The organism is Marinomonas sp. ATLA20 (assembly GCF_057180105.1).
In genome coordinates, this window is record NZ_JBXUKU010000008.1 from 17,899 (window position 1) to 42,317 (window position 24,419).

Sequence of the window (24,419 nt, forward strand, 5' to 3'; positions counted from 1 at the left end):
GGCATGATAGTGATCGCATTAAAAAAGCGCCAAGTTCTCTTGGCGCTTTTTTTGTTTTTGTCCTTAGCCGTTCAAGCGCAGGTTGCTACAACAGCCGCAACCTGTACGGCAATCGGCGAACTCGAAAAAGCGAAGATCAAGAGAGTGGTTGATGGCGACACCATACACCTTGTTGATGGCCGAAAAATTCGGCTGGTGGGCCTTGATACGCCAGAACTTGATCACAAAAAAGGCAACCATGAACCTTACGCGGTAGCCGCGACAGACTTCCTTCGCTCTCGTCTTGATCAATTTGTTTACATCCAAACAGCAAAGAACGAGCGCGATAGATACGGTCGGTATCTGTATTACCTGTTCGATAAAGATCGTATTTCATTGACGAGTCAGTTACTATCCGAAGGACTTGGTTATCGTATTGCTGTTCCTCCAAACTTAGCCTATCAAGACTGTTTTGAGGCGGCTGAAACCGCAGCTCGTAATGCGCATAAGGGATTATGGCAGCAAAATTTGCAATGGCAGCCAAAAGCTGGATTTGCAATCTCCCGTGTCAATATTACTTCAATTACTCGGAACCGAGGAGGTTGGTGGCTAGAAACCGATCAGGATCTAGTGATCAATTTACCACCATACGTGACTGATTATTGGGCTGCCCAAAAAGTGTTTTATCTTGAGGGTAAGGAAATTGAAGTACGTGGTTGGCAACATCAAAGGAAAAGTCGCTATTCTGACTTTAAATCTTGGGTGCTTTCTGTAAGACATCCTAATGATTTGCTTGAAATCAAGGCTTCTGTCAAACATTGAATGATAGAATATTCCTATGGTTTTGCGCTTTAAAGTATTGAGTAGATCGATTATTCTGACGAAACAAAATTATAAGGTGCCACTTTCGAAGCTTTTGTAGGCTTGGGAACAAGGCCCAGTTTGGCTATGATAAAACTAATTAATTACACCAAATAGACGGAAACATCATAATGGCAGAAGATATAAAGCAAGCTGCACTGGATTACCATGAGTATCCAGTTCCAGGAAAACTGAGCGTCACTATTACTAAACCAACAGCGACCGCTCGTGACCTTTCTCTAGCTTACAGCCCAGGTGTGGCTGAACCTTGTCGTGAAATTGCGAAAGATCCAGAAGCGGCTTACCGCTACACAGGTAAAGGCAACCTAGTCGCTGTTATTTCTGATGGTTCGGCAATTCTTGGATTGGGTAACCTAGGTCCATTGGCAAGCAAGCCAGTAATGGAAGGTAAAGGTTTATTGTTTAAGCGTTTTGCTGGCATTAACTCTGTTGATGTGGAAGTTGAATCTGAAAGCCCACAAGCTTTTATTGATACCGTTGCTCGTATTGCGAACACATACGGCGGTATTAATTTAGAAGACATCAAAGCACCTGAGTGTTTTGAAATCGAACGTCAGTTGATTGAGCGTTGCTCTATCCCTGTTTTCCATGACGATCAACACGGTACCGCGATTGTTACTGCCGCTGGTCTTTTGAATGCGTTAGAGCTTCAAGGTAAAGACATTGCAGACGCTAAAATCGTTTGTCTTGGTGCTGGTGCCGCTGCGACAGCGTGTATGAAGCTAATTATTGCTTGTGGTGCACAGCGCGAAAATATCTTCGTTCTTGACCGTAATGGCGTAATCCACTCTGGCCGTACTGATTTGAACCAGTTCAAAGCCATGTTTGCGACGGCGACTGATAAGCGTACTCTTGATGACGCAATTGATGGTGCTGACGTATTTATCGGCGTATCAGGTCCAGACCTATTGTCTGCTGACCAGCTTGCTAAAATGGCAGCTAACCCAATCGTTTTTGCTTGTTCCAACCCTGATCCAGAAATCAATCCAGAGCTTGCTCGCGCAACTCGTGATGATTTGATCATGGCAACAGGCCGCTCTGATTACCCTAACCAAGTAAACAATGTTCTTGGTTTCCCATTCATTTTCCGTGGTGCTTTAGACGTTCGTGCGACTAAGATCAACGAAGAAATGAAAGTGGCAGCGGTTCATGCACTTAAAGACCTTGCTAAAGAAGAAGCCCCAGCAGACGTTGTGGCGGCTTACGGTGGCGCGCCATTGAGCTTCGGCAAAGAGTACATCTTGCCAAAACCAATGGATTCTCGTTTGCTTAACGTAGTGTCTGCAGCGGTTGCTCGCGCAGCGGTTGATTCAGGTGTGGCAATGCTTCCATACCCAGATTTTTACCCGCTTGAGAGCCTAGATCATTTCGGTGCTTAATCGAATCTCGATCTGCTAAAAAGGCGACTCCCTAATAAGGAGTCGCCTTTTTTATTTGTATTGTTTGAGTATTTATTTTCTTAATGAATCAATGGGTGTTATCTGATTATAAGCAAGGAGCGTTAGTATGAAAGTAGCAATATATTGTGGTTCTGCTGAGGGAAACTCTCCTGAATATACTGATGGAGTGAAAGCCTTGGGTGTATATCTTGCGGAACAAGGAGTGGACATTGTCTATGGCGGAGGCAATGTAGGCTTAATGGGAGTCATTGCTAATTCAGCTTTACAAGCTGGTGGTAAGGTTATCGGTGTGATTCCGGCGCACCTTGAGTCCAAGGAAATTGCTCATACAGGTTTAACGGCACTACATGTGGTCGCTAATATGCATGAGCGAAAAGCTAAGATGAGTGAGTTGGCCGATGCTTTTGTCGCGCTTCCTGGAGGGGTAGGGACACTAGAGGAAATGTTTGAAGTTTGGACTTGGGGGCAACTCGGTCTACATGGCAAACCTTGTGCTTTTTATAATATAAATGGCTTTTACGATCCAATGTTTACTATGGTGGAAAGTATGCAACAGGCTGGTTTTGTGAAGCAGTCCTATATTGACATGATTATTAAAGCCAACACACCAGAGATGCTTTTATCGGCTTTTCAAGCTTTTCAAGCTTATCAAGCACCTCAGCCTAAGTGGAGTTAATGGGCTGTTAAATAAAAAATGCCAGCACTTAGGCTGGCATTTTTGGTGTAAATAACAAACTGCGATCAGAATAAATTCTCTAAGACGTTATTTTCTTGTTTCTCTTCCTGTGCTTCATCACCAACATTGTTGTTAAAGGTTGGTAGGTTTACGTCACGTTGTGGCGGCACATGATCCTTTCTGAATATCTCAAAAATCGCATTAGATTGCCCCGGTAATGCACGTTCTCCAGTATTTGGATCGATTCTTACGGTGACCAAAGAGGACGGTTTGGCTACGAAATCAGTAGGCGTACCTTTTAGTGCTTCACGCATGTAGTCAATCCAAGGTGGTAATGAAACTGAGCCACCCCATTCGCCGCGACCTAGAGGGGATGAGTTATCAAAACCACTCCAAACCGAAGTGACTAAATTACCGTTGAAGCCCGAAAACCATGCATCACGACCATCGTTTGTGGTACCTGTCTTGCCAGCGAGGTCATCACGCTGAAGTACTCTTGCGCGTCGTCCTGTGCCGTATTTAATAACATCTCGCATCATATCGTAGGTGATATAGTTTACTTCTGGGTCGAGTACTTGTGGTGCTATTGGCAAGCTACGAATGCCTTCAGGGGTGTTAAATAATCCCATTTGTTGCTCGCCATCGTTGCTTTTTTCCAGCGGAGTGCAAGTTGAGCAAACCGTCACAGGGTTGGCTTGGAATAGTGTTTCGTTGTTTCTGTCTATGACTTTATCTATTAAGTAAGGTTGTACTTGATAACCGCCATTAGAGAAAACCGCATACCCAGTGGCGATTTGCAGTGGGGATAAGTTGGCACTACCTAAAGATAAAGATAGGTTGTGCGGTAACTCATTTGGATCAAACCCAAAGCGACGTAAGAACTCGAGAGTTGGTCTTACTCCCATTTCGTCAAGCAAACGAACAGAGACGATGTTTTGCGAGCGATAGAGTCCTTGGCGTAAACGAGTTGGGCCATAGAACTTGCCACCGTCGTTGGTTGGTCGCCATGCTGACGCTAGGTTAGAGTCGTTAAAGACCACTGGCGCATCGTTGATAATACTGGCGGCGGTGTAGCCTCGGTTTAACGCGCTCGCATAAATAAAGGGTTTAAAATTCGATCCAGGTTGGCGTTTGGACTGAGTGACACGGTTGAATTTGTTTTCGTAGAAGTTAAAGCCGCCAACTAAAGCTTGAATAGCACCGTCTTTACTGTTCAACGAGATCAGCGCACTTTGTACTTCAGGTTTTTGTGCGAGTAACCATTCGAGTTTATTGCCTGGGCGCAAACGAACAATATCACCAGGCACTAAAACATCCGATACAACGGAAGGCGATTTACCCTGTGCATCTTCGTTAATATATGGTTTTGCCCATTTCATAGCATCCCACGGCAGGGTCGCGCGTTGGCCGTTCGCCAAACGAACGTCAGCAGTGGTTTCTGTTGTTGAAATAACCAATGCTGTTTGCCAGTTGTTAAATCGCTCTACGTCTTGTAGGGCTTTTTCTTGTTCTTCTAATGGTGCATCAATCAGGTCAATACGGGTCTCAATAGAGCCACGGTAACCGTGACGCATGTCATAATCTAGCACACCATTGAAAACAGCTTCATTGGCGGCTTTTTGACGGTTAGAATCAATTGTCGTATAGACTGTCATGCCAGTGCTATAAAGGTCATCCCCAAAAGTGCTGTAAAGTTCAGAGCGAACCATTTCAGCAATGTAGCCCGCTTCTATATCAGGCATAACGCCGTGGTTCTTTGCAGTAATTGGCGCTTCAACGGCGTTTTGGTAGGCGTCTTTATCAATCATACCGAGCGACAACATACGCTGCAAAATCCAGTTACGACGAATCAAGGCTCGAGAAGGATTTACCACTGGGTTAAAGCGAGAGGGCGCTTTTGGCAGGCCAGCGATCATTGCCAATTGTGCAAGATCCAGTTCGCTTAGGTTTTTACCATAGTAAACTTGCGCGGCGGCTTCGAAGCCATAAGCACGATTACCTAGGTAGATTTTGTTGACGTAAAGCTCAAGGATTTCATGTTTGCTAAGTTCCCGTTCCATCTTTAAGGCGATAAAGATTTCGGTAAACTTACGGGTATAGGTTTGCTCAAAAGACAGGAAGTAATTTCGTGCTACCTGCATAGTAATGGTACTGCCGCCGCCTTGTTTTTGCCCAGTGGTGATGAGCTGAAAAACCGCTCGGCCTAGGCCAAGAATATCAACGCCTGGGTGGTGATAAAAGTTGGTGTCTTCGGCTGCCAAAATGGCATGTTCTAAGTTTTGAGGAATTTCTGCATAATTGATCGGGCTACGACGTTGCTCACCAAATTCACCAATAAGTTGGTTGTCGGCGGTGTAAATACGCAGTGGTATCCTTAACTCGATGTCTTTTAATTCAGCAACGGTAGGGATACGGTCTTTTACGTTGTAATAAACCGCGTAGGTGATTCCTGCTGCACACAGTGCTCCAAAAAGACCTAGAAAGAATAGTATTTTGAGTGTCTTAGCCATATAAATTCAAGTAATACAGAATGAGAAAGTGGCATTATACCTAAGATGATCACAGAATAGGCGGTTAACTTTGCAGCAAATCGTGTTATCTTGATAAAAATTTTGGCATAGAAGCCTAACTAAAAACTTTACACGGTTGCTTATTATTTCAAGGACGAATGATGAAGCTTATGTCTGACTATTCTGTGGCTGTTTATTCAGCTCAGGAATGCAAATTTTATAGTTCTAGCAAAACGGCCAATTTAGCGGACCTTTCCGCTCCAAGAAATGCCCCACTGCCCGATTCGCAGCAATTAGATGCCATCCATAACAGCCTAAAAAACGATCAAGAGTTTGCTTGTTCTCGAGTCATTATTTTAGTGCCTGATGCTTGGTTATCTGTGTCACAGCATAGAGTTGATCACCTTATACCTTCTTCGTTACGTCCTTTGGCCGCATTGAGTTATGCCGTGGAGACGACATTTTCGCCACCTGATAGTTTACTGTTTAGTTATCAATATGAGGCGTTATCAGCGCAACAGTCCCAGTTGGCCGTTTATGCTTGTTCAAGCGGGTGGGCGGAGCAACTGAGTTTGCCCTTTCTATCGATTTCTAAGACGTGTTTGCTTATGCCAATAGGGCAATGGGAAGCAATATCACCGCGTAAGCGCTCTTGGTTATCTTGCTCTTTGCGCGCTTTGTCATTGTATCAGCCGGAAAAACAGAAGCGCTTAAAAACTCGACGGCTTTGTTGGTGTTTGGTGGTATTGAGTTTGCTGCTGCATAGTTCGGCCTCTGCTTATTTTTTCTTTTTAGATCAAGAATCGAAATACGCACAGGCCGAGCGTCAAGCGATACAAGCCACTCAATCTGCGTGGTCGTCTAGTCATGACAGCAATGAATTTTCTGCCTCAGTATTGGGCTTAATTCAAGCTTTACCTATGTCGGCTCGTCTCGGGTATTTTGAAAGTGAAGGTCAACGAGCTTTCCTAAAAATGACATTGCCTGCAAAAGATTTAGCGCTCTTGTTAGTCGTATGGCGTAAACATAATTCAGATTGGCGCTGGGAAGTTGAACAAAAGCCACATCACCTTGCTTCTCCATTGGCTCAAAAGGAGGTGGTGGATGTCTCTATCAAAGTATTTAAAAGCAAGTAAATCTTCTTTAAGCAATATCAATGGCTCCGCGGTATCGCTGCTGATTCTCTTGCAAGCTGCTATTTGGTATCCATTCTTGTCTCAAGCCCAAGATGAGCAAAATAGACAAGCTAAATTGAAAGCGCGAGCTGAGGCCAACTGGACAAAAACGCAGCAACAAGCGAATCAACTACGCAGCATGAGTTTGCTTGATGAACCATGGGTGCAACATAGAGTGGAAGACACTGAAGAAGGGATTCCAACACAATGGTCTATTAGTGGAGTGGCTTCCCTTACCGAATGGCAAGCGGTGCTTGAAAAAGTGGAAGAACGATATGCACTAGGGTTGCTTGCGGCATCTTGGCAGAGAGACAAAAACGGGGATTGGCGAGGCCACTTATTGTTTTCTCTTGAGACCCCTAAGGCGAACAGGGAATACCATAATTGGTTACCGACCAAATTACGTATGAGCCGCTTTGAGCTGAATGATTGGCAGTTACTGTCAACCATGCGAATGGGCGATAAAACGTCCGCTTTAGTCGCCTACAAAGATACTCGCCATTGGGTGAGCGAGGGGAGTTGGTTACCTGATGCAGGTGTAACTGTTAATGGTGTCTCTTTTGATCGCGTCACCTTGATTTCCAAAGATGGTTCGGAAAAAGCATTGGTTGTACGTGAAAAGGAAGAGAGCGATGAATAGACTGATAATCCAATACTTGCTTGTGTCTTCCCTCATGGTATCTCGAAGTGTATTGGCGATGGACGTATATTTTGAGTCGCGACCAATACAAGAAATGTTACCTTGGTTGGCATCGCAGATGAATGAAAGTGTGGTGATTAGCCCTGAAATCGATGACGTATTAACCCTTTCGATAAAGGATGCCAACTGGAAAGATGTGCTGGAGGCCGTTGCCCAACAACCCCATATTCAGCTTGAGTGGCAAGGGCCGGTGGCTGTTCTTATGCCAGCGAAAACCTTATTGGTGGAAGATGCTGGAAATGTGGCAGCTGAGTGCCAGAGGTCCTATTGGTTGTTGAAACATGCCAAAGCAAAAGACGTCGGTTTGCATTTAAAAACGTTATACCCTGATATTTCTTTAGTTGTCGATGAGCGAACCAATTCCATTATTACTTATTCTTGTGCTGCCTTCGAAGGCGTTCAGGAAACGCTTGCTTGGTTAGATTCACCGTTAAGACAAATTGAAATCAGCGCACAAATCGCTCAAGTGAGTCGAACTGCTCAATCGCAATTTGGAGTAAACTGGCAAGCTAAGTTGTCTGATGGGGTTCGATCATCGATAGGTGGCGCTATTGATTTAGGTGCCTTGACGCCAACGACGAGTTTAGACTTTTCCAGTCTTGGCGGTTCTAGCTTATTGGCGCTCACTTTGGACATGATGGAAAGCGAAGGTTTAGCTGATGTGGTGTCAAAACCTAAAATTGTAACATCGGAAGGTCAACCGGCTCGAATTGAGTCTGGAACGGAAGTACCTTATCAAACGGTTAGTGACGATAAAGTGAGTATTGAATTTCGCCAAGCAGCGCTCATGTTAGAAGTGACGCCGTTTGTAAAAGACGGCGAACATATTTTGTTATCGTTAAATATTCATCAAGATTCTGTTGGCGAATTAGTTAATGGTGTTCCTAGCTTAAAAACCAATCGTTTAAAAACACAGGTGGTGGTGAAAAACCAAGAAACACTTGTTTTAGGTGGGATTTTTCGCGAAGAACGCTTTGAATCAGAGAGTCGAGTACCTTTCTTTAGTGACATTCCTTGGTTGGGTGAGCTGTTTAAAAGACGTTCAGAGCAGCAAGAAAAGGTTGAATTACTTGTATTTATTACACCAAAGCTGCTACAAATGTCAGTTAACTAGGCCGCAGTCTAAATCTGCTTAACCCCGACGTAATTGAATACAATGATAAAAGCCCCCAATATTATTTTAGTAGGCCCGATGGGCGCAGGAAAAACGACGATAGGCCGTTTGATTTCTCAATCGCTGGATAAAGAATTTTATGACCTTGATAAAGTCATAGAAGATAATGCCGGCGCAGACATCCCTTGGATTTTTGAACGAGAAGGAGAAGATGGCTTTCGCAAACGCGAGACTCAAGCACTGGCCTCGATCGCAGAATCTGACAAAGGTGACTGCGTGTTAGCAACCGGTGGTGGAATCGTGATGCGCGAAGAAAACAGAGACATTCTTCGAGAGAATGCGCTGGTGGTGTATTTGTACGCTTCCGTGGCGCAGCAACTGTATCGCACCTCAAAAAGTACTCATCGACCACTTTTACAAACTGGTGATCCGAGAGCTACATTAAAAAAACTATTTGAAGTACGTGACCCTCTTTATAGAGAGGTGGCGACTTTAGTGATTGAAACAGACTCTCGTCATCCCCGTTCTGTTGCTAATAAGGTGCTTGATGCGATCAAGCGCCATCTTAAAATGGAGATAACTGTATCCTAATGCGCACGTTAACCGTTGATCTTGGCGATCGTAGCTACCCTATTTTTATTGGTAGTGGTATCCGTCAGCAGAAAGCACTTTTTGATGATGCCATTCATGGTAAACAAGTCATGATAGTCACCAATGACACTATTGCTCCTTTGTATCTAGAGTCTATGGTGTCCATGTTATCTTCGGACTACAAAGTCGACACCTGTATTTTGCCCGATGGTGAAGAGTATAAGACGTTAGAAACCTATGGCATGATTATGTCTGCTTTATTGGAAGCAAAGCACAATCGAACTACTACGGTCATTGCTTTAGGTGGGGGCGTAGTGGGTGATATGGCTGGATTCGCTGCGGCGACGTATCAGCGCGGTGTGCCTTTTATTCAAGTGCCAACAACTTTGTTATCTCAAGTAGATTCTTCTGTCGGTGGAAAAACAGGCGTGAATCATCCGCTTGGAAAAAACATGATAGGTGCGTTTTATCAGCCTCAAGCCGTTATTATCGATACAGAAACATTGTTGAGTTTGCCCCAGCGTGAATTATCTGCAGGGATGGCTGAGGTCATTAAATACGGTTTGATCTGCGATGTGCCGTTTTTTGATTGGTTAGAGCAAGAAATGCCCCAGCTAATGGCATTAGACAATGATAAAATTAGTGAAGCTATCTACCGATCTTGTTTAGCAAAGGCGAATGTCGTTGCTCAAGACGAGAGAGAGGGTGGCATTCGTGCTATTTTAAACCTAGGCCATACGTTTGGTCATGCGATTGAAACTGAAATGGGCTATGGCAAATGGTTGCACGGTGAAGCCGTTGCTGCTGGTAGTATGTTAGCGGTCGATCTTTCTTGGCGTATGGGTAATCTATCAGAACAAGATGTCAGCCGTTCTGTGGCACTTTTTCAAGCCGCAAACTTGCCAGTCTTACCACCTGTCGAAATGACGGTTGAGAGTTTTGTTGAACGTATGGCGCTGGATAAAAAAGTATTGGATGGTAGCTTGCGTTTGGTATTGCTTGGTGCATTGGGCGACGCGGTTGTTACGTCGGATTTTCCGATGGAAGACTTTAACTCTAGTCTTCTAGATGCACTTGAAGCGAGTAAGCAAGCTAGCCTTGTTTAATCTTGCTGACTTTTGTTAGTTATTTAACGTTAAAGGACGATTATGCCTAAGCCAGACTTTCAGTTTGATCTAGAGGATGCGCTTAATCAGCCGCCAAAAGCCACGCTGAGGGATCCTTTTGGCTCGAAAGACGCATCACTTTATTTTGCGTCCGAGGAAGGTAATCAACAGCTGGCGTTGCTTGAGCACTTGAGTCGCTACAGTAGCTTATTGTCTGTCGTCCAAGGCCCGCAAGGCAGCGGTAAAAGTCGTTTTTTAATGGAATTCGCTCGCCACCAAGATGACACGACGGTCGTTAGCCATGTTAAAGGCACTATGCTGATGACGGCTGGGCAGTTACTGCAGGCTATTTATGCTGGTTTTGCGAGTCATTTTACACAGCCGCCAAATGAAACCACCTTCGGCCCCTTGCTTAAGTTTTCTCATGATTTAGATGAGAAAGGTCAAGCGGCCTTAGTCTTAATTGATAATGCCCAAGAGCTAAATACCGATGCGGTGAGCATGTTGCTCGATATGATGTCGTTGGCAACAGAAAATCAAACGGTGCCTCATATTGTCCTGTTTAGTGAATATCCTCTTTCGCGCAACCTAGATGCGTACCAACGATCTCGTTATGAACAATTGAGCCATTCCTTTACCTTAGCGCCTTATTCACTAGAGCAAACTCGTGCTTATCTGTTGCATCGTGTTCGTGCGGTCGGTGGCGGGATTAATTTGCCATTTAATGACAAGCAAGTGAAACAGATTTATCAAGAATCTGGTGGTTACCCAGGTCGAATCAACCAACTTGCCCAAGCCATGATGGGCAATGGTGATAAGCCCGTAAAATCAGGTATGCGTTTCAACCTCGCTATTGGCTTTCCTTTAGCGCACATGGCGCTGCTTTCCGTGGTTATGTTGGGGATTTTGGTTGCAGTGTTATTTTCTGATAAGCAGTCTGATAAACCTTCGACGTCATCCTCTGCAGCGGATAGAACGAGTAATGTTATTCCTTTGAGTCCAAGGCAAGGACAGTCATCTCCTGACACGATTGCCCGTATAGATGCTATGCAGCGTAAGATAGGTCAGGAAGGTGAGATCATACTTCCACCAATCCCAGCAGGGACATCATTACCACCGATAAGTACTTCAAATGGCCAAATGGCACAGCAGTCGAACGCGCCTTCAATGGTGGCACCTGCTATCTCAACGGCTCCTATTCGTGCTGAAGCTCCTTTAGCGCAAGCAGCACCTACTATTGATGCTCCAGCAGAAGAAGTGTCACCTAAAAACGAGCAAGCTAATCTAAAAGTCTCACAAGATCGTTTTGATAAGACGGAGTGGTGGTTATCGCAGAACCCAAATCGTTATACCTTGCAGTTATTAGGGACACACAATAAAGGTACTGTTCAGGACTTTATTCGTGATCAGGGCGGAGTGGATGCTTTTGGCTACTTTAAATCAAAACACAATGGCAAAGATTGGTTCGTCGTTGTGTATGGCACTTATCGTAACCGTAGTGAAGCTATCGCAGCCGCAGAAACCCTACCTAAAGATATTCGAGATCTTAACCCTTGGGCACGAAGTGCTCGTGGCATACAGGACGATATTAAGAAGGCTCAGTGATTTTGCATCACCCGAAATAGTGCCAAGGCAGCTACAGTCTGGGTTGGCCTAGCCATTCGCCATGTATTTGAGTCGAAAATGTGTCGTTAAAAGACACTTTTGTGAGCTTTTTGTATGGCAAATTTATAAATTTAGTAAAATTAACTGTAATCCACTGAAAAACATGAATGAACAGTGGAATTTTCTGTTTGCAAAAACTCCAGCCATAGATAATTCTCTAAGTCCGCGTTATTTGCCGCTAAAACCCCTATAAAAAACGCCAAAATAACATAAAGCATGCCTATGCTCGTTTGAGTAGTGCTCTGCGTCAGGGTAGTATGATCGTCCATTTCGGTGGTATTTTGGGTAGATGATAGTCATTCTCGAAGCGAGTTCTTTCACGCTTTCGCTTTTTAGCCCAGCCGCCTGATAATCGAATTTATATCTAATCTTTATTTATTTTACGTTTCAACTGTGGGAGTTGGTGTATGAATGCAGGCCTTTATCGTCCTGGCGAGTTCAAAGACAACTGTGGCTTTGGCTTAATTGCTCATATGGAAGGCAATACTAGCCATGAATTACTTAAGACAGCCATTGAGTCTTTGACATGTATGACACACCGTGGCGGCATCGCTGCTGATGGCAAAACGGGTGACGGCTGTGGTCTTCTTATCCAAAAGCCGGATCTGTTTTTACGTGGTGAAGCACACGCTTTATTTAATCACACCTTGTCTGACCTTTACGGTATCGGCATGGTGTTCCTTGATCAAGATGACGCGCTGGCAAGTGAACAGCGTGAAACCTTAACAAAAAAGCTGACCGACGAAGGGTTGAATGTTGTTGGTTGGCGTGAAGTGCCAATCGATGCGTCTTGCCTTGGTGTTATCGCGATGGATTGCCTCCCTCGTATTGAGCAAGTATTTGTCGACAGCAATCGTATGGATGCTCGTACTTTTGCAACACGTTTGTTTGTCGCTCGTCGCCAAGCTGAAATCGCGTTGGCGCAATACGAAAACTTCTACATCTGTTCTTTGTCCGACAAAGTGTTGGCGTATAAAGGCCTTATGATGCCAGTGGATTTGCCTTTCTTTTATAAAGATTTGGGCAACGAAAAAATGCAAACTGCGATTTGTGTTTTCCACCAACGCTTTTCTACTAATACGCTTCCTAAGTGGCCGTTGGCGCAACCGTTCCGCATGTTGGCGCACAACGGTGAGATCAATACTATCGAAGGTAACCGTAACTGGGCACTGGCTCGTAGCAGCAAGCTGCGCACGCCGTTGATTCCAGAACTCCAAGACCTTCAGCCGATTGTTAACCTAACAGGTTCTGACTCTTCTTCTATGGATAACATGTTGGAAGTCTTGGTCACGGGTGGTGTGGATATTTTCCGTGCGGCACGTTTGATTATTCCACCAGCATGGCAAAACGTTGAAAACATGGATCCAGAGTTGCGTGCTTTCTATCAGTACAACTCTATGCACATGGATCCTTGGGATGGCCCAGCAGGCTTGGTAATGACCGATGGTCGTCATGCGGTTTGTATGCTTGACCGTAACGGTTTGCGTCCAGCTCGTTGGGTTATTACTAAGAATGGCTTTATTACGCTGGCTTCTGAAGTCGGCACTTATGGCTACAAATCAGAAGATGTTGTATCAAAAGGGCGTGTTGGTCCTGGTCAAATGCTAGTTATTGATACGCAAAACGGCAAGGTGCTGCACACGGATGACATTGATAATCGCCTTAAATCCATGCACCCATACAAAAAATGGTTGAAGCAGGAAGCGATTCGTATTGAATCTTTGTTGGAAGAATCGTCTCTTGAGTTTGAACCTTTCACTAAAGAAGAAATGTCCACTTATCAAAAGATGTTCCAAGTGTCTTTTGAAGAACGAGAGCAAATTTTCCGCCCTTTAGCTGAAAGCGGTCATGAAGCCGTTGGTTCTATGGGTGATGACACGCCGATGGCCGTTATGTCTAGCCAAACTCGCCCAGTGACAGATTATTTCCGTCAGAAGTTTGCACAGGTGACCAACCCACCAATTGATCCACTACGTGAATCTGTGGTGATGTCGTTGGAAACGTGCATCGGTGTAGAGCGAAATTTATTTGAAGAAACGCCAAAACACGCCAATCGAATTATCTTGTCTTCACCTGTATTGTCACCACGCAAATACAGCCGTTTGTTGGCATTAGATGATCACCGTTTCCGTTTGGTTCGTGTGAATACAAATTACAATCCTGAAAAAGTTTCCCTTGAGCAAGCGATTAAAGACTTGCAAGTAAAAGCGGAAGAGGTGGTACGTAATGGCGCAGTTATCTTGGTCTTGACGGATCGTGATATCGAAAAAGGCCACTTGCCTATCCCTGCACCAATGGCAGTGGGTGCTGTGCACCATCATTTGTCTAAGCAAGGTTTGCGTTGCGATTCAAATATCATTGCAGACACAGGTTTTGCTCGTGATCCTCATCAGTTTGCTGTGTTGTTAGGTTTTGGTGCGACAGCGGTTTATCCATACCTTTCTTATCGTTTGATTAACGACATGGTCGATAAAGGCGAAGTTTTGGGTGATCCAATTGCTTGCCACGTTAAATACCGCAAAGGTATTAACAAGGGCTTGATGAAGATCATCTCTAAAATGGGTATTTCAACGATCGCTTCCTATCGTGGTGCGCAGTTATTTGAAGCCGTAGGTTTGGATACGAAAGTGGTCGAGCTATGCTTTAAAGGCGTTCCAAGTCGAATTAAAGGTGCGCGTTTTGAAGATTTCCAAAAGGATCAAGAATCCATCGCGAATAATGCATGGAAATTGCGCAAACCAATTCAGCAAGGCGGTTATCTAAAATACGTACACGAAGCGGAATACCATGCCTTTAACCCAGATGTCGTGCGTAACTTGCAAGTCGCCGTAGGCAGCGGTCGCTTTGAAGATTTTACCAAATACACCGATCTAGTGAACAATCGTCCTGCGTCTATGTTGCGTGACTTGTTTACTTTATCTGATAAAGCGAAAGCCATTGCGTTGGACGACGTTGAATCTATTGAGGCTATTCTTCCTCGTTTCGATTCTGCCGGTATGTCCTTGGGGGCCTTGTCACCAGAAGCTCATGAAGCCTTGGCGCAAGCGATGAACGAATTAGGCTGTCGTTCAAACTCTGGTGAGGGTGGTGAAGATCCTGCTCGTCACGGAACTGAACGTCGTTCTAAGATCAAACAAATCGCTTCTGGCCGTTTTGGTGTCACACCAGAGTATTTGGTTAACGCAGAAGTGTTGCAGATTAAAGTAGCGCAAGGCGCCAAACCAGGTGAAGGTGGTCAGTTGCCTGGCGGTAAAGTAAACGGCTTAATCGCTCGTCTACGTTACGCAGTTCCGGGTGTTACCTTGATTTCACCTCCACCGCATCATGATATTTATTCTATTGAGGATTTGGCTCAGCTGATTTTCGATTTGAAACAAGTTAACCCAGATGCCTTGGTATCAGTAAAACTGGTTTCTGAACCAGGTGTTGGTACGATTGCGGCAGGTGTTGCAAAAGCCTACGCGGATTTGATTACCATCTCTGGTTATGATGGTGGTACAGCGGCGTCGCCAATGACCTCGATCCGCCATGCGGGTTCGCCATGGGAGTTGGGTCTAGCAGAAGCGCAACAAGCCCTTCGTTCTAACGATCTTCGCGGCAACATTCGTCTACAAACAGACGGTGGTCTAAAAACCGGTTTGGATGTTGTGAAAGCGGCGATTCTGGGTGCGGAAAGCTTTGGCTTTGGTACGACGCCAATGGTTGCCATGGGTTGTAAATTCTTGCGTATTTGTCACTTGAATAACTGTGCGACAGGTGTGGCGACTCAAGATCAAATGCTGCGCGATGAGCATTTCATCGGCACCGTTGAAATGATTAAAAATTTCTTCCGCTTTATGGCTGAAGATACTCGTCAATGGTTAGCGAAGTTGGGTGTTGCCAGCTTACAAGATTTGATTGGTCGTACAGATCTATTATCTATCTTGCCGGGTGAAACGGACAAACAACGCAACTTGGATCTATCACCAATATTGCAAAACGATCTGATTTCAGCAGACAAAGCACAGTACTGTCAGACGCCATTTAACCCACCACACGATAAAGGCTTATTAGCTTTGAAAATGTGGGATACGGTAAAAGAAGTGGTTGAAGAGAAAGAAGGCGGTGAGTTTGCTTTTGACGTGACCAACTGTGACCGTTCTATCGGTGCGCGTTTGTCGGGTGAGATTGCGAAACGCTACGGTAACCAAGGTATGTCTGATGTGCCACTAACATTGAAACTGACCGGTACAGCGGGTCAGAGTTTCGGTGTATGGAATGCTGGCGGCTTACATATGTACCTAGAAGGTGATGCGAACGATTACGTTGGTAAAGGCATGACCGGTGGCAAGTTGATTATTCGTCCTCCAAAAGGATCTGTCTTCAAATCACAAGATTCTGCCATTATCGGTAACACCTGTTTGTACGGTGCGACGGGCGGTAAATTGTTTGCAGCGGGTACGGCTGGTGAGCGCTTTGCGGTACGTAACTCAGGTACTCATACCGTTATTGAAGGTGCAGGCGACCACTGCTGTGAATACATGACCGGCGGTATGGTGACAGTACTTGGTAACACCGGTTACAACTTTGGTGCGGGTATGACAGGCGGTTTCGCTTACGTACTCGATTTAGACCGTACCTTCGTGGATAAGTACAACCATGAATTGGTGGAAATTCACCGTATCGGTACGGAATTAACGGAAGAGTATCGTTCACACCTTCGCTCTGTGATCGAAGAATACGTCCGAGAAACTGACAGCGAATGGGGCCAAGAGATCTTAGAAAACTTCTATGACTACATTGGCAAGTTCTGGCTAGTGAAGCCAAAAGCCGCCAGTTTAGGCGCGCTATTGGCAAGTACTCGTCAACGTCCGGAATAAAACACGCTGTTATAGCGCTTGGTTTGTAATGAAACGAACCAAGCGTTGTGAACGAATCAGTCTGACCCATTTGAGAGAAGCGCCGCTTGTTTACAGGCGGCCGAGGAGATAGCAGCTTATGTCTGAGCGCTTGAACAACGCATTTCAATTCGTCGAAGTGGATCGTAAGGATCCGAAAAAGAAGCCCTTAATTACGCGTAAAGGGCAATTCGTCGAAATTTATAAACCATTCGAAGAAGCGGGAGCGAAAGATCAAGCGCACCGCTGTCTAGAGTGTGGTAACCCATATTGTGAGTGGAAATGCCCAGTGCATAACTACATTCCTAACTGGTTAAGGCTAGTAAGCGAAGGTAGCATTTTAGAAGCCGCGGAGCTGAGTCATCAAACTAACTCTTTGCCAGAAGTGTGTGGTCGAGTTTGTCCACAAGATCGTCTTTGTGAAGGCGCTTGTACACTTGGCGAAGGTGGTTTTGGTGCCGTGACAATCGGTTCTGTTGAGAAATACATTACAGACACCGCGTTTGCTTTGGGCTGGCGTCCTGATATGTCCAACGTTGTACCGGTTAACAAAACCGTTGCGATCGTTGGTGCAGGCCCTGCTGGTCTTGCCTGTGCGGACATCTTGGTGCGTAACGGCATCAAGCCTGTGGTTTTTGACAAGTACCCAGAAATCGGTGGTTTGCTGACCTTTGGTATTCCAGAATTCAAACTGGAAAAAAGCGTCATGACACGTCGTCGTGAAATTTTTGAAGAAATGGGTGTGGAGTTCGTTCTTGGAACGTCTGTTGGTGACGATGTGCCGTTTGAACATGTATTGGAAGAGTACGATGCCGTGTTCCTTGGCATGGGTACTTACAAATACATGAAAGGCGGTTTCCCAGGTGAAGACTTACCAGGTGTTCATGACGCCTTGGATTACCTGATTTCCAACGTTAATCATTGCCTAGACTTCGAAGAAGACGAAGCTGATTACGTGAACTTAAAAGGCAAGCAAGTCGTTGTCTTGGGTGGTGGTGATACGGCGATGGACTGTAACCGTACTGCGATTCGTCAAGGCGCGAAAAGCGTGACGTGTGCGTATCGTCGTGACCAAGAAAACATGCCCGGTTCCCGTAAAGAAGTACAAAACGCAAAAGAAGAAGGTGTTCAGTTCCTTTTCAACCGCCAACCAGTAGAAATCATTGGTGATGGTAAAGTGGAAGGTATCAAGGTTGTCGAAACACAAATGGGTGCGCCTGACGAAAACGGTCGCCGTACGGCTGAGATTGTAGAAGGCAGTGAGCAGATCATTCCTGCAGACACCGTATTGATCGCTTTTGGTTTCCAAGCGAGTCCAGCGCCTTGGTTCGAAAAATTCGGTATCGAGACTGATGCTCGTGGCCGTGTTGTCGCACCTAAGAAAGGCAAATTCATGTTCCAGACTACCAACGAAAAAATCTTTGCTGGTGGCGACATGGTACGTGGTTCTGACTTAGTGGTAACCGCTATCGATGAAGGCCGCAAGGCTGCTGAAGGGATTATGGATTTCCTAGACGTCTAAGTGCGATAGCTTCGCTCGTGACCTTGTCGAGTTTTGAGTCAAAGCGCCAATCAGAGCAATCTGATTGGCGCTTTTGTTTTGGTGATTTGTTATAGCAAGTAATCTAAATCACAATCCACTTCGTATGAACTTTATTAACTCATAACCATAGGCTAATTATGTTTTCTTTTCTTAAATCCGACCCGATTAAAAAGCTCGATAAAGAATATGGAGAGCTATTGGAAAAAGCCATGCAAGCACAGCGCGGTGGTGACATCAGACTCTATTCAGAATTGACGCAAAAAGCCGAAGTAGTGAAAGCCAAAATAGACGAAGCTAAGTCTGCATAGGTCGAGTGATAAAAAACGCGGTGCCATGCTAATGGCACCGCGTTTGTAGTTTTAGTGCATAAATTGTGAGCGCTTGGCTCTTTTTAATGACTAAGACGGTGTGGCGTTGTCCATTGGCCGAATCAGTGCCAAGCTTTCTTCTGCGAAACCTGTACCGGCTTCGGTGTAGAAGTTGAAGACGTTGTCTATGCCGCTGTTGATGAGGATTTCTCTTTCATCTTGGTAACGGGCAATCGCGGCGATTTGTCCCGTGTAATTGGCTTTACGCAACTGGATGGCGACATTGGTTGTATCTTCTGCGGCAGGCAGAGCCAGCAAGACCAAATCAATTCGAGAGGTGTCTAAACGCTCCCATAAGTCAGCGTCTTCACCGTCGCCATAAAAGACGTTTTCTTGGTCGGCTTGCATTTGGTTTATACGGTTACGATCGGCATCCATACCGGCAACAGTATCGCCCACAAAACCTTTCAACGACTCGAATGCCCCGCGTCCAACTCGACCTAAACCTACCACCAAAATATCGCTGTTTACCGGTTGCACGAAGCGGTCTTCAGGTAAGCAGTCTGCACTTTCAAACCGGCGAATGACGTCTTTGTTTTTACGGTACATACGGTGAACGTTGCGATAAAGCACGCTGGTGATGACGAAAGAGAACGAAACGGCGAGAGCCAAAACAACTAGCCATTCCTTTTCTAACCAGCCGTTCGCCACACTCAGAGCAACGACAATGAGGCCAAATTCGCTGTAGTTTGACAGAATCATTGACGACAGGAAGGATGTTCGACCGCGTAGTTTCATCTTGGTTAGTAGCAAGAAGAAGAGTGCGAACTTTGCCAAAATGACTAAGGTAATGATCAGGCTGATGCCGATCATGCTTAATGTTGGTAGGGCGGTAAAACCAATGGATAAAAAGAAGCCTATCAAGAATAGGTCCTTGAAGTTCATTAGGGACTTATTCATTTCAGCGGCTTTAGAATGAGAGGCCAACAGAATACCGAAAATCAGCGCCCCTAAATCGCCCTTAACGCCCACCAAGTAGAATAGCTCGTAGCCACCTAGTGCAAGAAAAAGCCCAGTTAACGGAAGCATTTCTCCGTGACCAGCTTTGTCGACGATCTTGTTAATAACAGGGCGAATCAGCAGTAGGCCAAATAATCCAAGCGCCCAGATAGACGGAACCTTACCTGTGGCTGCGACAAGGAAAATAACCGCCACTATGTCCTGCATAACCAAAATGCCAAGAGACAATTGTCCGTGACGGGTTTTTAATTCGCTACTTTCCTCTAATAGTTTCATAACGCAAACGGTACTGGAGAAGCTGAGCGCAAAACCAATAAGCGCCGCGGTTTTGAAATCCAGCACGCCAAAGTAAGGCAGACTTAATGTGCCAAGTAGTAAGGCAATACCTGCAAACACTATGGTGCTTATGCCCATATGACTAAGTGTTGATGCCCAGACTTCCCGTTTTAAAAGGTCCTTAACATGCAATTTTAAGCCGATGCTAAACAGCATCAGCGTAATGCCAATGTTGGCAAGAGAATCCAGAGTATTGCTTGGCTCTAATCCTGCGTAATTAAGTAGAAAGCCAGCCAACAAAAAACCTATTAGTGGCGGTAAATTGATCAACTTGACGGCCAGTCCGCAGGCGAATGCGAATAAGATCCAAATGAATTCCATAGATTCCTTCTAATGTTAGAGAGTCGGTAAATAGAGCTTTTATCATACGAAATTTGACTGAGGCGTGCAGCACGTAATATGGCTATTTGGAGGCGTCCTTACAATTCGATACACATAACAAAAATGATATGAAGACAAACATTTATTCTATTTGATTGGTATGTACATTTTGCCTACTCTGGATGATAGGTTTTTCAAGACCTGATTGGCTCGAAAAAATAATCATAAAAAATCTACGGTCACTGAAGCTTGTTCCTTCATGGTACTTGCCTTGGCTGTAACAGGAGAAGCTAATGAACTATCTAAAAAACGCCATTGCTGGTTTAGTACTAGGTGCCACTGCGCTGAGTTCCGCTAGTGTCTTGGCTGCAGAGGGTTATGTGGGTATTGCTATGCCAACTAAGTCTTCCGCTCGTTGGATCACCGATGGTGATTCCATGGTGCAACTCTTCAAAGATGCGGGTTACAAAGTCGATCTGCAATATGCAGAAGATGAAATCCCTAACCAACTTTCCCAAATTGAAAATATGATCGTAAAAGGCGTTGACGTTCTTGTCATTGCTGCGATTGATGGCACGACTTTATCTAACGCATTGGAAAATGCTGATGCGGCTGGGATTAAAGTTATCTCCTATGACCGTTTAATTAAGAACAGCCCATATGTTAGCTACTACGCGACATTTGATAACTTCAAAGTGGGTGTGTTGCAGGCTAAGTCTTTGGTGAGCGGCATGGAAAAACGCGGTAAAGGCCCTTACAACGTTGAATTGTTCGGGGGCTCTCCTGATGATAACAATGCTTACTTCTTCTATAACGGTGCCATGTCTGTACTTCAGCCAATGATTGACTCTGGCAAAGTAAATGTTGTTTCTGGTCAAATGGGCATGGACACAGTTGGTACCCTACGTTGGGACGGTGCAACCGCTCAAGCGCGTATGGATAACTTACTGTCTGCCCATTACACAACCAAACGTGTAGATGGCGTATTGTCACCATATGACGGTATTTCTATTGGTATTTTGTCATCCCTTAAAGGTGTCGGTTACGGTTCTGGCAATCTAAAAATGCCAATTGTTACTGGTCAGGATGCGGAAGTACAATCAGTGAAATCTATCATTTCCGGTGAGCAGTATTCTACTGTTTTCAAAGACACTCGTGAGTTAGCCAATGTGACTGTTGGTATGGTGCAAGCGGTGTTGAATGATGCGAAGCCTCAAATCAATGACACGACAACTTACGACAATGGTATCAAGGTAATTCCTAGCTATTTGCTTGAGCCAGTAACAGTAGACAAATCCAATTGGCAAGATGTGCTATTGGGTAGTGGCTACTATACGAAGTCTCAGGTCGAATAAGCGCACGATTAGTATCCTAATTCAACAATAATAAATCAGCGAGTGCGTTATTGATCGTGAATCAATACGGTCAGGACGCGCTCGCTAATGGGATGTTTTATGGAAAATATTATTTTGGAAATGCGCAGCATTACCAAGACGTTTCCTGGAGTAAAAGCCCTCGACGCTGTGAACCTGAAAGTTCGTGCTGGCGAGATCCACGCCTTAGTGGGTGAAAATGGCGCGGGTAAATCGACTCTCATGAAAGTGCTGAGTGGCGTTTATCCACATGGAAGTTATGAAGGCGATATTCTGTTTAATGATGAAACCGTTGCATTTACTGGCATAACGGACAGCGAAGAGAAAGGCATCATCATTATTCACCAAGAGCTAGCGCTCGTGCCGCTTTTATCGATCGCTGAGAATCTATTTTTAGGTAATGAGAATGTTGAAGGTGGCGTCATCAATTGGCCAAAAACCTATTCTCGTACACAAGAGTTATTAGCAAAAGTTGGTTTAAGAGAGTCTCCCTCCACTTTAGTTGGGCAATTAGGTGTAGGCAAGCAGCAACTTGTTGAGATTGCCAAGGCCCTTGCTAAAGATGTGAAGTTGTTGATTCTGGATGAGCCAACGGCTGCGCTGCAAGAGAACGACAGCGCTAAGCTGCTTGATCTATTGCTGGAATTTAAAGCTCAGGGTATTTCCTCCATCCTGATTACCCACAAATTAAATGAAATCAGCCGTGTAGCAGACAGTATCACAGTCATCCGTGACGGTGCCTCAGTCTCCACGTTAGATTGTCGTGCGCAAAGCATCAGTGAAGAAGACATTATTCGCGACATGGTTGGCCGCGATATGGCACACCGCTACCCAGCAAGAAAGAACCCGACCGAAGAAGGTCACTTAGGGAAAACCTTGTTGGAGGTCAGCAATTGGAATGTTTGGCATCCTGAAGCAGTAGACCGTCAAATAATTCATGACATCGCCTTCAATGTGCATGCCGGTGAAATTGTTGGTATTGCGGGCTTGATGGGATCGGGTCGAACAGAATTAGCAATGAGCCTATTTGGACAAAGTTACGGTAAAAATGTCCAAGGTGAAGTGCGCTTACGTGGCGATGTCGCCGATTTATCCACGGTACCTAAAGCGATAAAAAGTGGTTTGGCATACGTAACGGAAGACCGTAAAGAATTGGGTTTGATTCTTGAAGAAACCATTCAAACCAACACCACCTTAGCAAACCTAGATCGTGTTTCCTCAAATGGCGTGATTGATGAAAACATCGAGCGCCAAGTGTCTGAAGATTACCGCAAAGCACTCAATATTCGTACACCAAGTGTGTTTCAGAAAGTGATGAACTTGTCTGGGGGGAATCAACAAAAAGTAGTGTTGAGTAAGTGGCTTTATTCCCAGCCAGATGTGCTGATTCTGGACGAACCAACTCGCGGTATTGACGTGGGTGCCAAATTTGAAATTTACAGCATCATCAATGAACTTGCCGATGATGGCAAAGGTGTGGTGATGATTTCTTCAGAGATGCCAGAGTTGCTTGGCATGTGTGATCGTATTTACGTGATGAACGAAGGCCGTTTTGTTGGTGAGTTAGACAAAACGAATGCGAGCCAAGAAAAAATCATGTCAATGATAGTGAAAGCGTAACGGAGTAATAATAATGACAACAAAAGAAACCTCTACAGTGGTCCAATCGGCACCTTCTGTTACCAGCTACTTGAAGTCGCATATGCGTGATTACGGTATGTTGATCGCACTGGTTGTGATCATGGGCATGTTTCAATTTTTGACCGATGGCACTCTGATGCGTCCGGTTAACTTAACTAACTTATTCCTACAAAACAGCTACATCATCATCATGGCGATTGGCATGTTGCTGGTTATCGTCGCTGGTCATATCGATTTGTCGGTTGGCTCTGTGGCAGGCTTCATTGGGGCATTGGCTGCGGTGATGTCGGTTAACTATGACTTGCCAACGATTCTGGTTGTGCCTGTGTGTCTTGTTGTTGGCTTGATCATTGGTGGCCTACAAGGCTATTGGATTGCCTATTGGAAAATTCCGGCTTTTATCGTGACCTTAGCGGGCATGCTTGTATTCCGTGGTTTGACATTGGCGTTACTAGAAGGTCAATCTGTTGGTCCTTTTCCGAAAAGTTTTCAGCTATTAAGTACAGGATTTATCCCTGATGTATTTGGTGTGGGTCGTCCAAATGTCACTGCGCTTGTATTAGGCGTATTAGCAGCGAGCTCTATTGTCTTTTTGGCGGCACGTAGCCGATCTAGAGCATTAAAATACGGTATTCAAGATGAGCCTTTCTCTTTCTTTATCGTAAAAAATGCCTTGGTTGCCATCGCTATTATTTATTTGTCTTACCTATTAAGTACTTACCGTGGTTTGCCAAACGTTTTAATGACAATGGCTGTATTGATCGCGGTTTATACATTCTTAACCAACAGCACCACAATTGGTCGTCGCATCTATGCTTTGGGTGGCAACGTAAAAGCCGCGAAGCTTTCAGGTATTAATACAGAACGCTTAACCTTTTTGACTTTTGCCAATATGGGCATGTTGGCCGCATTGGCTGGTTTGATCTTTGCCGCGCGCTTAAATACAGCGACGCCAAAAGCCGGTTTCGCTATGGAGCTAGATGTTATTGCCGCTGTCTTTATCGGTGGTGCGTCCATGACAGGTGGTGTCGGTAAAATCATCGGTGCGGTGATTGGTGCCTTCATCATGGGTGTAATGAACAACGGGATGTCGATTTTAGGTATTGGGATTGATTGGCAGCAAGTTATCAAAGGTTTGGTCTTGCTTGCAGCGGTTATCTTCGACGTCTACAACAAACAAAAAGCGCGCTAAGAACGCGGGT

17 protein-coding genes are annotated in these 24,419 nt (G+C 45.0%); 15 read left to right on the forward strand and 2 right to left on the reverse strand.

From position 1 onward, the window contains the following. Positions 1–3: 3 nt before the first annotated feature. The 3 genes from AC2A4J_RS14030 (at position 4) to AC2A4J_RS14040 (ending at position 2,937) form a co-directional block, all read left to right on the forward strand. Positions 4–801: a thermonuclease family protein gene (locus tag AC2A4J_RS14030; protein WP_484176469.1), complete on the forward strand. Its 798-nt coding sequence runs from the start codon at positions 4–6 to the stop codon at positions 799–801. Positions 802–971: 170 nt separating this feature from the next. After that, entirely contained in the window at positions 972–2,240 is a 1,269-nt protein-coding gene (locus tag AC2A4J_RS14035) for a malic enzyme-like NAD(P)-binding protein (protein WP_255826980.1), read from the forward strand. Between the two features lie 127 nt (positions 2,241–2,367). Beyond that, complete coding sequence (locus AC2A4J_RS14040; protein WP_484176470.1) at positions 2,368–2,937, forward strand: LOG family protein; 570 nt, start codon at positions 2,368–2,370, stop codon at positions 2,935–2,937. A 65-nt stretch (positions 2,938–3,002) separates the two neighbouring features. Here the strand turns inward: AC2A4J_RS14040 and AC2A4J_RS14045 are convergent, their stop codons facing one another. After that, positions 3,003–5,447 carry a penicillin-binding protein 1A gene (locus AC2A4J_RS14045; protein ID WP_255826977.1) on the reverse strand — a complete coding sequence of 815 codons (2,445 nt, stop codon included), beginning with the start codon at positions 5,445–5,447 and terminating at the stop codon, positions 3,003–3,005. Positions 5,448–5,617: 170 nt separating this feature from the next. Between AC2A4J_RS14045 and AC2A4J_RS14050 the strand changes: the two genes are divergently transcribed. The 9 genes from AC2A4J_RS14050 (at position 5,618) to AC2A4J_RS14090 (ending at position 18,526) form a co-directional block, all read left to right on the forward strand. Then, the gene (locus tag AC2A4J_RS14050; RefSeq protein WP_484176471.1) at positions 5,618–6,583 is read left to right on the forward strand and encodes a hypothetical protein; all 966 of its coding nucleotides are present in this window, start codon (positions 5,618–5,620) and stop codon (positions 6,581–6,583) included. Continuing rightward, on the forward strand, positions 6,552–7,262 hold the full coding sequence (locus AC2A4J_RS14055; protein ID WP_484176472.1) for a hypothetical protein: 711 nt from the start codon (positions 6,552–6,554) through the stop codon (positions 7,260–7,262). Before AC2A4J_RS14050 ends, AC2A4J_RS14055 begins: the two co-directional genes overlap by 32 nt. Continuing rightward, a complete protein-coding gene (locus tag AC2A4J_RS14060) occupies positions 7,255–8,436 on the forward strand; it encodes a type IV pilus secretin PilQ (RefSeq protein WP_484176473.1) in 1,182 nt (393 codons plus the stop codon). The genes AC2A4J_RS14055 and AC2A4J_RS14060 overlap by 8 nt, the downstream gene beginning before the upstream one ends. 42 nt (positions 8,437–8,478) lie before the next feature. After that, positions 8,479–9,027 (forward strand): shikimate kinase, encoded by a 549-nt coding sequence (locus AC2A4J_RS14065; protein ID WP_255826970.1) that lies wholly within the window; start codon positions 8,479–8,481, stop codon positions 9,025–9,027. Then, a complete protein-coding gene (aroB, locus tag AC2A4J_RS14070) occupies positions 9,027–10,133 on the forward strand; it encodes a 3-dehydroquinate synthase (RefSeq protein ID WP_484176474.1) in 1,107 nt (368 codons plus the stop codon). The genes AC2A4J_RS14065 and aroB overlap by 1 nt, the downstream gene beginning before the upstream one ends. Before the next feature lie 42 nt (positions 10,134–10,175). Further along, a complete protein-coding gene (locus AC2A4J_RS14075) occupies positions 10,176–11,738 on the forward strand; it encodes an AAA family ATPase (RefSeq protein ID WP_484176475.1) in 1,563 nt (520 codons plus the stop codon). Between the two features lie 467 nt (positions 11,739–12,205). Then, complete coding sequence (gene gltB, locus AC2A4J_RS14080; protein ID WP_255826963.1) at positions 12,206–16,657, forward strand: glutamate synthase large subunit; 4,452 nt, start codon at positions 12,206–12,208, stop codon at positions 16,655–16,657. A 118-nt stretch (positions 16,658–16,775) separates the two neighbouring features. Further along, positions 16,776–18,197 (forward strand): FAD-dependent oxidoreductase, encoded by a 1,422-nt coding sequence (locus AC2A4J_RS14085; protein ID WP_484176476.1) that lies wholly within the window; start codon positions 16,776–16,778, stop codon positions 18,195–18,197. Between the two features lie 158 nt (positions 18,198–18,355). Further along, a complete protein-coding gene (locus tag AC2A4J_RS14090; RefSeq protein ID WP_255826943.1) occupies positions 18,356–18,526 on the forward strand; it encodes a DUF6435 family protein in 171 nt (56 codons plus the stop codon). Between the two features lie 90 nt (positions 18,527–18,616). Here AC2A4J_RS14090 and AC2A4J_RS14095 read toward each other — a convergent pair whose 3' ends face one another. Next, positions 18,617–20,203, reverse strand: a complete 1,587-nt coding sequence (locus tag AC2A4J_RS14095; RefSeq protein ID WP_484176477.1) for a cation:proton antiporter domain-containing protein — start codon at positions 20,201–20,203, stop codon at positions 18,617–18,619. A 293-nt stretch (positions 20,204–20,496) separates the two neighbouring features. On the opposite strand from AC2A4J_RS14095, the gene chvE reads away from it, so the two are divergent. The 3 genes from chvE to mmsB all read left to right on the forward strand — a co-directional run bounded on the left by chvE (position 20,497) and on the right by mmsB (position 24,409). Further along, complete coding sequence (gene chvE, locus AC2A4J_RS14100; protein ID WP_484176478.1) at positions 20,497–21,558, forward strand: multiple monosaccharide ABC transporter substrate-binding protein; 1,062 nt, start codon at positions 20,497–20,499, stop codon at positions 21,556–21,558. A 99-nt stretch (positions 21,559–21,657) separates the two neighbouring features. After that, positions 21,658–23,196, forward strand: a complete 1,539-nt coding sequence (gene mmsA / locus AC2A4J_RS14105; protein WP_484176479.1) for a multiple monosaccharide ABC transporter ATP-binding protein — start codon at positions 21,658–21,660, stop codon at positions 23,194–23,196. Between the two features lie 13 nt (positions 23,197–23,209). Further along, positions 23,210–24,409 carry a multiple monosaccharide ABC transporter permease gene (gene mmsB / locus AC2A4J_RS14110; RefSeq protein WP_114411500.1) on the forward strand — a complete coding sequence of 400 codons (1,200 nt, stop codon included), beginning with the start codon at positions 23,210–23,212 and terminating at the stop codon, positions 24,407–24,409. Positions 24,410–24,419: the final 10 nt, after the last annotated feature.